A 12,420-nucleotide genomic window follows, 5' to 3' on the forward strand; every position below is an offset into this window, starting at 1 on the left:
TCTAACATTATTCCGGCCACACCGGACATCGTGTTTGTTAACTTATGCAGTTCTACCGCAAATCACTGAATCCCGGATCAGCTCAGCAGTCCAGCATCCTCTGGATATTGAGGAGCTGACCGCGACGATTTTTCAGATACGACCGTCAACATACATATTTGCTACAGTCGAGAATTCGGAGGGGAAGTAGACTTCCCAAGGAGACATCTACACGCAAAGCAAGTGCGAGCGCTCTTTCTCTACTAACGTGGTAGAGAATACATGTGTATTTCGCCTTACAGTTGTATACTTTCTTCGATGTCGACCGAACTCTGTTATCAAGATTACCGTGATTTCCCATGAAATCGATTCGTCCGGGGTCATCGCCAAGGACACGGATAACGGCCCCGATTCGTCGGGTTCGTCGCAACCGCGAACTAGAATCTCGTCAACCGCCTCGGTTTCGGTAATCGGCGTCGCCTGGTCCGACGACGTTCGAAGCCCGTTGATCGTTACGGTTCCAGTGTCTACGAACGCGAATGCAGGCGCTTTCGCCGTTCGAATCGTAATGTCCCGAAGCGTCACGTCTCGATGGACTTGCAGACAAGTCCATGTCGCTGCTCGTAGTTATCGGCCATGGCAGGCGGGTGAGTGTTCGGGTCGATTGGGCGCGTAGCGTCGATATCGATATTCGAGAAAGTAATCCCCTCGAATCGCTGTTCAGGGAGACCGGCGAGGAATCCAGCACTCTCGACGTTTCGAGCGCTGATATTGGAGAAGTGGACATTTTGGATCACCGGCGTTCCCTCGCCGATAGGACTCGATTCGCTATCGATATCCAAGTAGTAGCCATTGATTGTAAACGGAGACGGAGTGCGGCGAATGACGATGCTGTCGAACCGCAGTTCCTCTACGGCACCGCCGCGATCTCGCGCTGTTTTAATAAGGATTCCACGGTCAGTATCCGTGAAAGTACAGTTCGAAACGGTCACATCTCGAATGTCACCGGACATTTCGCTCCCGATTGCGACGCCGTCGTGACCGGACGTGACGGTACTTCGTAACCGTGATCGCGGACGTGAGTCGACCGACATCGTGTCCCTCGGCGTTCTTCCCGGATTTGATGCAGATGGCGTCGTTGCCAGCATGGACGTACGTGTCGCTGATGCGGACGTGCTGTGCGGAGTTGATGTCGATCCCATCGCCGTTCGGTGCGCGGCGAGGATTCTCCACGTTTACATTGTGAATCGTCACGTTGCCGAGTCGACGACGTGGGTGTTCCAGAACGGCGAGTTTTTCAGGGTAATTCTCGAGACAGAGACGTTCTCCGACCCGTATATCTGAAAGAGCGGCGGACGAAGGGTTAACCCGCTCACGTGGTCGGACTTGTTGTTTCGCTCGTGGAACTCAGCGATTCGTTCAACCAGACTGTCGGGTCGTTCGTCGGATAGATCATAGAGGTTCCACCAGTAGCCACCCTGACCGTAAATGGTTCCACGGCCGATAATCTCGACGTTCGTGACATCATGAACGAGAAGGCAGAGGTGAAACCCGACCTGTTTCTAGCCTCCCTATCGACCCTCGTACGTCGTAAACGCCTCGTAGTCATGAACGAACTTGATCGTTACACCAGCACGTATTTCGATGGACGTCTCACTGCCAACAGTCAGAGGCGCGGTCAGGTACTCTTCAGGAGTAATAAGAACTGTGCCACCCGTTTCCGCACAGCGATCGAGCACCGTTTGGAGTGTATCTGTATCGTCCGTTTTACCGTCATCGACTGCGCCGGTATCTCTCACATCGACGTACGTTACATTATCACTTATCGCCCGAATTTCACAAAGTAGAGGAATATAGCTCGTGGACACGCGTTACGATCTACGTCTTTCGATGGGACCTCATTAGTATGGTTCGGGTTATACTCGAGGTAGATAATGTCCCTCGTTAGGACTTCGACGAACACTGTGGTCCATAGCGGTACTGCTCTCACCAATCTCACCTATGGGATTGTCCAAGATCCCCAATGAATTCATTGGTATAGGCTCAATCGGTCAGAATTACGCGGATACCAATTATGGTCGACTCTCGTTTCTATATAGTTATCCTAAATTAGTCACGTCGACTCGCCAATAACACGTTCTGCGTCGGTGTTCGTTCTATTATTAGTAATGCTGCATTTTAAGTTCGATAATATTAATAGTTTCCTGGAGTAGAGTAGAAAGTTCATTCTCAATTCTATCCTCGGTGAATCTTGACGTAGGGCCTGCAACGGAGATAGCGACATTTTCAAACAGATCATCTTTAATGTCAATCGGCATAGCGATAGATTTCACGCCTACTGATCGTTCTTCGTTTTCAATAGCGTATCCTCGAGAACGGATTTCCTTAATGTCTTTGAGAAGACTGTCAATATCTGAATGCGTCTGATCGGTAGCCTTCGGAAGGCCGTAGCGCTGCGCTATTTCCTTGATCTCCGCGTTTGATTTCTGGGATAGTAGAGCCTTCCCGACTGCAGTCCAGTGCATCTTCGTATACTCTCCAGTTGGTGGATTATCGGAGACGGCATCCCCAGATTCAGTGCGGTAAAGAAGTACCCGTTGGCCATCATCCTCGCAACCGATCGTCGCAACTGATTGTGCTTTCTCTGCGAGTTTGTCTACTTCAACTCTTGACACTTGGTAAATGTTGGAAGTATGTCTTGCACACCCGCCATATTTTAAAAATCTAACACCAATATAGTATTCATCACCCGATTTACTCAGAAACCCAACATCCTCGAGCGTCTTCATGTATACATATGCTGTACTTCTGGGTATATCCAACATCTCCATGATGTGCCTAACAGTACAACCATTAGCTGCTTGCACTTCTTCGACGATCTCAAATGCGTTTTCGACAGCTTGGATTCGATTTTTTTGGGTATCTTCTTTCTTAGTCATTGATATTATAGAGTGTCAATTCATCAATAGCGGCACATCACGTTTTCATCAACAGTGATTCTTTTATACATCTTTCGAAGTCAACAGCCACCATGATTGGTATCTTATAGATAGTCAATATCCATTAAACTCTAGCATCTATAGCACTATCTATTTAGCGACTCTATCTAGTTTAACAGTTAGTCAATATTTACTTATGTATGATATGTTTGCTGAATATGTGTTATAAAAATGGGAGTATTATACAAGATTATCTCTGATGCTTGTTCGTCTACACCCATAATCTATGTAAGCGAGCACCTCGTACCCTGAGTTCTGAAATCATATTTTAGTTAGGATTCGATCAACGAAGTTAGGTTGTGTATTCACCTAACCTATAGAAATGGGCAGATAGCCGCAGATATTAATGACAAACGCGATTTCGGAAGAATTGCATTTCTTAGTTATATGATACAGGGTCGTAGCGATTGGATCGGTTCCTCGTCGTCTGAAGACTGTGACATCGAAAGTCATCTGCAAGTATTATATTTTGTATAATATACGAGACTGCCCACCATCCATATTGATAGATATATTATTAATACCGGTACGAGACAGATGCAAAGTCTATTTTAGAATACAAAGACCTCTACTGAGGTTGCGAATCATTGATTCACTAACCGTTGGCGAGTTTAATTTGATAAAATTATCGTGGATCTCGCCCACGAGGGTACGATCGATGTCTCTCGCAAGATCGCCTATCACGATCGGGCAATCGTGGTCCTGCTCGCTGACGCCGGCGTTCGTGGCGCTGAACTGTTCCGGGATCCGCGCGACGACGCCCGCAACGGCGTGACCTGGGGCGATGTCGACCTCGAGAACCGTTCTCTCGAGGTGTTCGGAAAATCCCGCCAGTACGAACGCGTTGGGCTTTCGTCAGCCGCTCGAGAAGCGCTCGAGTCGTCGGTGTCGACATCGACGCCGTCGAAGAGTTCGTCGTCGATGTCGGCGTTTTCGATAAACGATCTGTAGGTACCTGCCGTGACGACGAATCCCGGTGGGTCCGGCAAGCCCGCCCCCGTGAGGTCACCGAGAGAAGCACCTTTGCCGCCGACCGTCTCGAGGTCGTCGGCGTTGATCTCGTCTAGCCGGAGTATAGCCATCTATACAGAGTACTCCACTTCTGTATTACGGATTTCGACTTCTGTGTACACCGCTTCAAACGGAAGTTCGATCGATCTACACAAACCGCCGAGATTTGTTTGCGACGTTCAAACGAGATTCTCGGGTAGCTGGGACGACGCCGAGAAGATATACGGTTGTATGGGTGTAAAAGATATGCCGCGAATCTGGATCGTTTTGGCAGACGAAGATCAGACCACCGGAAGCGGTGGAGGAGGCTCGTAAGCGTATTAGCCGGCTAGACTGAAACTGCCAACAAATTGAACCCGATGGGACGATTCGGTGATGGATTTGTCTCAGCGTGTTACACACCAGTAGAAGGCGGGTTACGAGCTAGTACGAGAAACAATCATAGGGACGATTCTGCGAAGCTACTGTTCGAACCTTGCAAACACATCTGTAATCAGTCGCTTGACCCAGGCGATCCACGAATCGGACGGCTCGAACGAAACGTGATGAAGCAGCCAGATGAGACAATGTGTTTTGGTACCTGATCGGGGACGACCCGCGTGAATGCCACGTCCGTCCGGTTCCATGAGAATCCGGGCGCAGTGATCCATCGAGACCGTAGAACGGAACGATAGTTCTCGGTCAGAGTTAGTGAACCTTTGAGACGCTCCAAAATGTGAACGTCCATTCGTACTTGTCGATAGGCTTGCCACTAGTGATCGGTACGCTCATTGCACTGATGGAGTTCAAGGGTCATCCGACGTCTTCATTTGGCTACAAGAGACGGTAAGGCGGAATTCCGCGTCACCTTATCTCAGGCAAGTCGTCGACATTCCACAGTGTGCAGTTGTTTGACTGTTGCAAACACGTGGGGAACGAACGAACACCTACGAGCGACGGATTCTCGCCGCAATGGCCACGAAGCGGCACGTTGGAGGAAGTTTTTAGTAGTCTCTCTTCAAATCGGATGCCATGAAGTTAGGTATCATCGGCTGTGGAACTATCGCACAGATTATGCATATCCCGAATGTCGTCGAAATTCCGGATGCAACGCTTGCTGCAATGTGCGATCCCGCTGAGAACGTCATTAAGTCGCTCGGAAACCGATACAACGTCCCACCGGAGCAACGGTACACTGACCCGAGCCAACTGATTGAAGAACGTGCGGACGACCTCGACGGAGTCATCGTTACTACGCCGATGCAAACCCACGCTGACATCGTCGAAATGGCGCTTGCAGCTGAATTAGACACCCTCGTCGAAAAGCCGCTAGCTGTCACGCCGGCTGACGCCTACAGGCTGGTCGAGGCCGCAGAACAAAGCGATGTGACGGCAATGGTCGCGTACAATCGCCGATTCGAACTAGCGTATGAGCGATTGGTCGACGAACTCACCGACATCGATCATGTAGACAGTGTCACGGCCTACGCTGTCGATGCTGATTTCTCGAAATCACTCCCGGATATCTACGATCTTGTCGAACCGGAACTTGGCGCAGACTTCATCGAACGGAGTAACGAACGTCGGCGCGAACAATCGAAGCAGGCCGTCAATACTACCGACGATGAACTCGCCGCAGCGTACGATTTTCAACTCGAGCACGTCTGTCACGATATCAATGCGCTTCGCGGGTTATTTGGCGATATCGTCTCGATCGACCACGTCGACTTCGTCCGGGACGGGTATTTCGGCACTGCCCACCTCACGTTCGAAGGCGGCGAACGATGCGTACTCCAGACGGGTGATTCCGAACGGCACTGGCACGAGCAGTTCCTGCGCATCGACACGCCAGAACAGATGCTCCAGCTCGAGTTCGATCACCCGTTCGTCAAGTACAACTCAGCAACCCTCTCCATCCGGAAGGGAAGGACAGAAACGATCGATTCTCGATTCAGTCCCACTCGCGAGGAAAGTTTCAAACGGGAGTTAGAGCAATTTATGGCATGCGTTCGCGGTGAAGGAGAGATACAAACGCCGTTCACTGATGCGCGAGATGATATCGAGTTGATTGCCTCGCTTTTCACGAAATCTCAGGAGTAACGATCTTAGAGCAGAAATACGGCAAAATAGTGGATATCAATCCTCGGTCATCGAAGTCGCCGTATGCTGTGATATCGTTTTTTCGTAGCGTTCTCGAATTCGCTCATTGGCAGCCGACAGGTGACTCGTATCTTTCCCGACAATCAAGAAATCGAAATCCTGCTTAACGCGGGTTTCGATATCGGTCGGATCAACGACGAGCGTTCCGACCGGGATGTCGGCGGCAGCCCCGGCACGGACAACGCGTTCAATCGCAGCGTCGAAACGGTCGTTGTCCCACTCTCCGAAAATTCCGAGGTTCGCGGAGAGATCGGCCGGCCCAACGAAAACAGCGTCGATACCGTCGACTGCAGCGATCTCTCGAGCGTTATCGAGGCCTGTCTGCGTCTCAATTTGGACGACCGTGGTAATCGAGTCATTAGCGTTTTTAAAGTATTGTTCAAAATCATCACCGTATGTGGAGGCACGGCCCGACGCGACACCGCGAATACCATCAGGCGGGTAGGTAACCGCCTGAACGATGTCTCGAGCTTCATCGGCCGTTTCGATCCGTGGGACCATTATTCCGGCAATTCCGATATCCAGAACACGCTTGATCCTAACGGGGTCGTCCGACGGTACTCGAACGATCGTTTTTGTTGCACCTTCGGCTGCATCGACGCCACGAGACATATTTTCGACCGTTTCCAGATTCACCGTTGTATGTTCGGTGTCAATGAGAACGAAATCGAAACCGTGTGTTGCTGTTACTTCGGCGACGGTAGGATGTCCGATTGAGAGCCACGCACCGACGAGATTTGGTTCGGTTTGGAATTTGTGTTTAAGTTTTGTCATGGTTCGATCATAGCGTATCGCTCTCCGGCGCAGCCAATGGTTCTCTCACCATTGACGCGACCCGAGACCGTATGCGTATCCAGCGTAATCCTGATTTTGTGTATTAGGCATAAATACTTAACCCCGTATCGAACCGGTTCTGCTGATAACGTGGAGACCGGAAATTGAGCCAAAATGCGGGTGTATACGGGCCTGCGTGTGGCCGGCGACAGTCGTATGGTAGCATACCATAGATAGTCGTGTATACCGCACTGATGTTTTCGAACACCATGTGGGATCGAGCAATATCGTCAATTTCGAGCCGCGTTCGTAGTTACTGTTCTCTAGAGATGAAAATATACAAGCGACATCATTAACCGCATGATTTATATTGAGGGACGATACACATTGGACATATGCCAACTAATGGCAGGGCGCACAAAAGAAGCGACAGTACTGAGCAGAGCCTGAGGACGCAAGTCACCGATCGAAGCTCGCGTCGTCGATTCCTCACCGGGGTTGCCGGTGCGACTGCGACCGGGTTAGCTGGCTGTCTCGGTGGGAGTAACGGCAGCGGTGCAGACGTCAACATCATCGCCGTCTCGGGAGAGGGGGAACTCGTACAGGAACTGATTAACGACTACGTCGAAGAAGAGACAGACCTCTCGATCGACGTCACGATTTTCCCGTACGCGAACCTCTACGAGCGAGTAAGCAGTGTTCTGACGACTGGTGGAACGGGGTACGATGCGATTCTGATGGACGATACCTGGTTTCCCCAGTTCGCGACCTACCTGGATCCGCTCGAGCAATGGCTCCCGGACGGACTCCCGGAGGACCAGCTCATCGACACGACGGTCGACATCACGACGTGGCCGACACCTGGGGCCCCGGCGGTTCCGTCCGCCGAAGGAATGGATGAAACGATTCGCGGGCAAGTCGTCGTGGGGAACGCGCAGATGTTCGTCTACAATACCTCGTACTACGAGGAGGTCGGTGAAGAAGAGCCGGAAACGTGGGACGACGTGTTACGGGCCGGACAGAGTATCGACGACGAAGTTGACGACGCAAACGGGTACGTGATCCGCGGTCAGCGCGGCAACCCGGCTAACACGAACTTCATGAGTATTGGATGGTCAAACCTCGGGGACATGTTCAACGACGACTGGGAGTACCAGTGGAATACCAGCGAGGGAGAAGACGTAGTTAGTTTCTTCGTCGATGACTTGCGGTCGATCTCACCCGATGGGGTCGGCTCGTTCAACAGCGATCAGGTCCTGAACCGAATCGGGGACGGATCCGCTGCGCAGGGAATGGCGTGGCCGGCCGCAGCGTCGACGTTGCTTGACGACGACACCGAAGAAGCGGATAATCTAGAATTCATCCCGATCCCGGAGGGTGATGAGCAACAGGCTCCGATGCAGGGCAACTGGCTGCTTGGGATCAACTCCAATATCTCCGATGAACGAAAGGAAGACACCGGCGCGGTAATCCAATCCATTATCTCCAAGGAAGCGCAGAACCGCTACGTGGAGCTCGGCGGTGTCCCCTTCCGTAACGATACGTTCGAAGACAACATGGATGCACAACCGTGGTTCGAGGCATTGTACGAAAGCCTGCAAAACGCCAAACCGCGACCCCGAACTCCCCTTTGGAACGAGATCGACGTGACGCAGGGTGAATACCTCAACAGCGCACTGACCGGTGATATGAGCCCTGCAGATGTCGTAAACGAAACCGGAAACGAGGTCGAATCTATCCTCGAGAACGCAGGGTACTACTAGATGATGCAAACGGGATCAAACAATGGCAACTGAAACAGGAACAGACGTGCACTCGACGGCCGATCTCGATGAGCAACTGGGTACGGAGAAGTCGACCCGAGAGCGGATGCTCCTCTGGATCGACGAGCGCCTGAAGTGGCTCATGACCCTTCCAGCCGTAATTCTTCTCTTTGCTCTGACGTTTTACCCACTTCTCCGTGCACTCCAAATGTCGACACAGCAGTACATGCCCGGCGGACGGACGGTTTACGTCGGCATCGAGAACTACGCTAATCTACTGGACAACGGTGCGTTCATCGACTCCCTCATAGTGACCGGCAAGTTCATCGGGCTGGCAGTCGGCCTCGAGTTCATTCTCGGTTTCGGAATCGCGCTCGTGTTGAACAAAAAGATCAAGATGCGCGGACTGTGGCAGACGCTTATCTTGATCCCGATGATCCTCTCACCGACGGTTATCGGATTGATCTGGCGGCTCATGTACACGCCCGATGGTCTGCTCGATTTCATGGCGGCGCCCTTTATCGGGAGCAACGTCGGCTGGATCAGCAGCCCAGACGTTGCGTTATACGCCATCGTCATGACTGATGTCTGGCAGTGGACGCCGCTGGTCGTACTGGTCATCTTCGCGGGCCTTCAATCCGTTCCGGGCGACATTCAAGAAGCTGCGATCATGGACGGAGCACCACGCTGGCGTCGATTCATCGACATTGTGTTCCCCTATTTGAAGTCGCTTATCGTCTTGGTGCTGATTATTCGCGTTGTCGACGCACTACGCGTGTTCGCGAAGGTGTACATCCTAACCCGCGGAGGGCCGGCGAATGCGACGAACGTGATCAGCATGGAAATGTACCGGACGGCGTTTCGGTTTAACAACTTCGGCCAGGCGTCGGCGATGGCAATAACGCTGCTGGTCGTCGTGCTCATACTGGCGATGAGCTTCGTCAAAATCGCCGATATCAAATTCTGACCATGGCAACAGACCAACAATCGGACGTTCCGTTCAAGGAACCGTCACGACTCGAGAAAGTACAGGAAAGCATCGCAGAGAAAGGCATCAGCAAGGCGGTTATCTACGGCCTGTTGGGAATGTTTCTCGTCTGGACGCTGTTCCCGGTCTACTGGCTTGTCTCCGGTGCGCTCAAATCCCGGCAGACGCTACTGGCGTTCCCGCCGGCGTGGTTCCCGACCGAGTTTCAGGTGGGTAACTTCGTCCAGTTGTTCACACAACGGCCCGAGTTCATGCAGTACATCTTCAATAGCGTCGTCGTCACGGTCATCACGACGATTATCGCGACGACCATCGGGGCGGCGGCGGCGTACGGGTTCGTCACCTTCGACTTCCCGTACAATTTGGACTTCCACCTGCCGTTCTATATCCTCTCGACGCGGTTCATGCCGCCGATCGTGACGATCATCCCCCTGTTCGTCATCTTCCGTAACTTCCAACTAGTTAATACGCTGTATGGGCTGATCTGTGTGTACGTAATGTTCAATATCCCCTTTGCCGTGTGGATGATGAAGGGGTTCTTCGACGAGGTGCCAGACAGCCTCGTCGAGTCAGCGATGCTGGACGGACACACACACATCGGGGCGTTCTTCAAGATCGTCCTACCGCTGGTCAAACCCGGATTGCTCGCCTCGGCGATCTTCACGACGATCATCACCTGGAACGAACTCCTGTTCGCGATTATCCTGACCCAAGATGTTGCGGCAATGACGCTCCCGGTTGGCCTCTCGTCGTTCGTCACGAAGTACTCGGTCCAGTGGATCAACGTCAGCGTCGCCGGAACGATCGCGCTTATTCCGGTCCTCGTGTTCGCATTCGTCGCGAGACAGGAACTCGTTCGCGGGTTCAGTATGGGGGCCGTAGGTAAATGACGCACAGTACACCAAAGAAACGGACACGAACACGACTCACGGAGGAATACAACAATGGTTAACGTCGAATACGATTCAGTCGAAAAGCGGTACGGAGAGACAATCGCAGTCGAGGATATCAACCTCAGCGTTGCGGATGGCGAGTTCGCTATCCTCCTCGGGCCCAGCGGGTGCGGGAAGACAACCACGTTACGCTGTCTCGCTGGCCTCACCGAACCGACCAGCGGGACGATTACGCTGGGGGACTACGATGTCACTGACGTACATCCGAAAAACCGTAACGCCGCGATGGTGTTCCAGAACTTCGCGCTCTATCCCCACATGAACGTCCGAGAGAATATTGGCTACCCGCTCAAAGTCGCGGGCGTCGATGGTGACGTCCGCGCCGAGCGCGTTCAAGAAGTCGCTGAAATGCTCGAGATTCCGGAGTTGCTTGATCGGGACATCGACAACCTCAGCGGCGGACAACAACAGCGCGTCGCGCTCGGTCGGGCGATTATCCGTCGTCCATCCGTCTTCCTGATGGATGAGCCGCTCGCGAACCTCGACGCGAAACTGAAAATGAGCATGCGCAGTCGGATCAAGGTTCTCCAGCGCGAGCTCGGTATCACGACGCTGTACGTAACCCACGACCAGGAGGAGGCAATGTCGTTGGGCGACAAACTCATTGTGATGGACCAGGGACACATCCAACAGATCGGTTCTCCGGACGAAGTCTATCACGAGCCCGAAAACAGGTTCGTCGCCGGCTTCATCGGATCGCCGTCGATGAACTTCATCGACGTCACGATCGACGACTCGGGTACGGTTCGCTCCACGGATGCCGTCGACGGACTCGAGTACCGGCTAGAATCAGGCGTCGCCGATCGATACAGCGATCACGATGAGTTCATCCTGGGAATCCGCCCGCAATACTTCAGTGTCCATACGGAACCAATGGATAACGCGATTCGTGGTCAAGTGAAGGTAACGGAGCCTCAGGGCGATGACCAGATCGTCGATGTACTTGTCGGTGACGAGGACGGCAGTCACGTCGAACTCACCGTGAAAGCGCCGAGCACCGTCGAAGCCGTTCGAACTGAGGAAATCTGGCTCACGGTAGACGATACCCTCGTTCACGGGTTTGATGCCCAGTCCGGTTCCCGGATTGACGACGGTGATGTCGCGCGGACGAAAGCGAGCAAGCAGCACGCCGAATCGACATCGGACTGATTGGACTTCGGTCGTTTTTGGGTTCTTCGATGGTGCCCGCTGTTAGAAGACAAGGCATATGTGGGTGAATAACGTACCTGGGAGCAGAAGATGTCTGTAGATGCGATTTTCGTCGCCGTAACGAAAACCGACGACAGAACACCGCTAATTGAAACAGTCCGTGACATCGCTGTTCCGACGGAAGCAACCATCGTGCTGGGGCGTGCCTATACCGAAACTGAGTTCGAGAAAACGGTCGCCCGGTTTTGATGGTAAACCATCGCCGGACGACGTTGCTCAGCGGAGCGAATCGGTACGCGAAATCGCAACCGCGCTCGAGGCGGTAGACGTTCCCGCTGAGACGCGAGGCGCAGTAGGCAAAGTCGGTCCCGAACTCGTGTCGCTATCCGACGCGGTTGACGCTGATCTACTGTTCATCCAAGGGCGGTCGCGTAGTCCGACCGGTAAGGAGCTTTTCGGCAGTACCGCCCAGACTGTCGTTCTAAACGCTACCTGCCCCGTTACGTTCGTTCCAGAGTGAACAACGAACTGTGGCCGATATCGAGTCGTTCCGAAACCGTTGTTGACAGGCGATCCAAGACTGTTTACGGACGGCTGTCCGTTACAGGCCCGTACTGACTGGACCCGGTCGACCGATATCCAAAGACGGTGAACAAATCGATGAA

The 12,420-nt window shown here is 52.8% G+C and carries 10 protein-coding genes and 1 pseudogene; 6 read left to right on the forward strand and 5 right to left on the reverse strand.

Features of this window, described 5'->3' with window-relative positions; genetic code table 11:
• Positions 1-560: 560 nt before the first annotated feature.
• The 4 genes and pseudogenes from HALLA_RS21675 to HALLA_RS20200 all read right to left on the reverse strand — a co-directional run.
• Positions 561-1,073 carry a glycosyl hydrolase family 28 protein gene (locus HALLA_RS21675; RefSeq protein ID WP_339325765.1) on the reverse strand — a complete coding sequence of 171 codons (513 nt, stop codon included), beginning with the start codon at positions 1,071-1,073 and terminating at the stop codon, positions 561-563.
• Complete coding sequence (locus tag HALLA_RS21680; protein ID WP_339325766.1) at positions 982-1,233, reverse strand: glycosyl hydrolase family 28 protein; 252 nt, start codon at positions 1,231-1,233, stop codon at positions 982-984. The genes HALLA_RS21675 and HALLA_RS21680 overlap by 92 nt, the downstream gene beginning before the upstream one ends.
• Positions 1,234-2,141: 908 nt before the next feature.
• Positions 2,142-2,918 carry an IclR family transcriptional regulator gene (locus HALLA_RS17005; protein ID WP_049954698.1) on the reverse strand — a complete coding sequence of 259 codons (777 nt, stop codon included), beginning with the start codon at positions 2,916-2,918 and terminating at the stop codon, positions 2,142-2,144.
• Positions 2,919-3,766: 848 nt separating this feature from the next.
• Positions 3,767-4,060, reverse strand: a pseudogene (locus HALLA_RS20200) (PEP/pyruvate-binding domain-containing protein); the annotation flags it as partial.
• A 940-nt stretch (positions 4,061-5,000) separates the two neighbouring features.
• On the opposite strand from HALLA_RS20200, the gene HALLA_RS17015 reads away from it, so the two are divergent.
• Positions 5,001-6,068, forward strand: a complete 1,068-nt coding sequence (locus HALLA_RS17015) for a Gfo/Idh/MocA family oxidoreductase (RefSeq protein ID WP_049954700.1) — start codon at positions 5,001-5,003, stop codon at positions 6,066-6,068.
• Between the two features lie 36 nt (positions 6,069-6,104).
• Here HALLA_RS17015 and HALLA_RS17020 read toward each other — a convergent pair whose 3' ends face one another.
• Positions 6,105-6,902 carry an HpcH/HpaI aldolase family protein gene (locus HALLA_RS17020; protein ID WP_049954701.1) on the reverse strand — a complete coding sequence of 266 codons (798 nt, stop codon included), beginning with the start codon at positions 6,900-6,902 and terminating at the stop codon, positions 6,105-6,107.
• Between the two features lie 395 nt (positions 6,903-7,297).
• On the opposite strand from HALLA_RS17020, the gene HALLA_RS17025 reads away from it, so the two are divergent.
• The 5 genes from HALLA_RS17025 to HALLA_RS21780 all read left to right on the forward strand — a co-directional run bounded on the left by HALLA_RS17025 (position 7,298) and on the right by HALLA_RS21780 (position 12,275).
• Positions 7,298-8,665, forward strand: a complete 1,368-nt coding sequence (locus tag HALLA_RS17025) for an extracellular solute-binding protein (protein ID WP_049954702.1) — start codon at positions 7,298-7,300, stop codon at positions 8,663-8,665.
• A gap of 22 nt (positions 8,666-8,687) precedes the next feature.
• Positions 8,688-9,632 (forward strand): carbohydrate ABC transporter permease, encoded by a 945-nt coding sequence (locus HALLA_RS17030; protein WP_084569094.1) that lies wholly within the window; start codon positions 8,688-8,690, stop codon positions 9,630-9,632.
• A gap of 2 nt (positions 9,633-9,634) precedes the next feature.
• A complete protein-coding gene (locus tag HALLA_RS17035) occupies positions 9,635-10,543 on the forward strand; it encodes a carbohydrate ABC transporter permease (protein ID WP_049954703.1) in 909 nt (302 codons plus the stop codon).
• 54 nt (positions 10,544-10,597) lie between these two features.
• On the forward strand, positions 10,598-11,755 hold the full coding sequence (locus HALLA_RS17040) for an ABC transporter ATP-binding protein (RefSeq protein WP_049954704.1): 1,158 nt from the start codon (positions 10,598-10,600) through the stop codon (positions 11,753-11,755).
• A 202-nt stretch (positions 11,756-11,957) separates the two neighbouring features.
• Positions 11,958-12,275 carry a universal stress protein gene (locus HALLA_RS21780; RefSeq protein WP_169732160.1) on the forward strand — a complete coding sequence of 106 codons (318 nt, stop codon included), beginning with the start codon at positions 11,958-11,960 and terminating at the stop codon, positions 12,273-12,275.
• Positions 12,276-12,420: the final 145 nt, after the last annotated feature.

Source organism: Halostagnicola larsenii XH-48 (assembly GCF_000517625.1).
Lineage (GTDB): Archaea > Halobacteriota > Halobacteria > Halobacteriales > Natrialbaceae > Halostagnicola > Halostagnicola larsenii.

Excerpts from the sequence above, each read along its gene's own strand:
- HALLA_RS17035 (WP_049954703.1), top strand. The coding sequence starts at position 9,635 with ATGGCAACAGACCAACAATCGGACGTTCCGTTCAAGGAACCGTCACGA.
- HALLA_RS17025 (WP_049954702.1), top strand. The coding sequence starts at position 7,298 with ATGCCAACTAATGGCAGGGCGCACAAAAGAAGCGACAGTACTGAGCAG.
- HALLA_RS17040 (WP_049954704.1), top strand. The coding sequence starts at position 10,598 with ATGGTTAACGTCGAATACGATTCAGTCGAAAAGCGGTACGGAGAGACA.
- HALLA_RS17005 (WP_049954698.1), bottom strand. The coding sequence starts at position 2,918 with ATGACTAAGAAAGAAGATACCCAAAAAAATCGAATCCAAGCTGTCGAA.
- HALLA_RS17015 (WP_049954700.1), top strand. The coding sequence starts at position 5,001 with ATGAAGTTAGGTATCATCGGCTGTGGAACTATCGCACAGATTATGCAT.
- HALLA_RS17020 (WP_049954701.1), bottom strand. The coding sequence starts at position 6,902 with ATGACAAAACTTAAACACAAATTCCAAACCGAACCAAATCTCGTCGGT.
- HALLA_RS17030 (WP_084569094.1), top strand. The coding sequence starts at position 8,688 with ATGGCAACTGAAACAGGAACAGACGTGCACTCGACGGCCGATCTCGAT.
- HALLA_RS21675 (WP_339325765.1), bottom strand. The coding sequence starts at position 1,073 with ATGTCGGTCGACTCACGTCCGCGATCACGGTTACGAAGTACCGTCACG.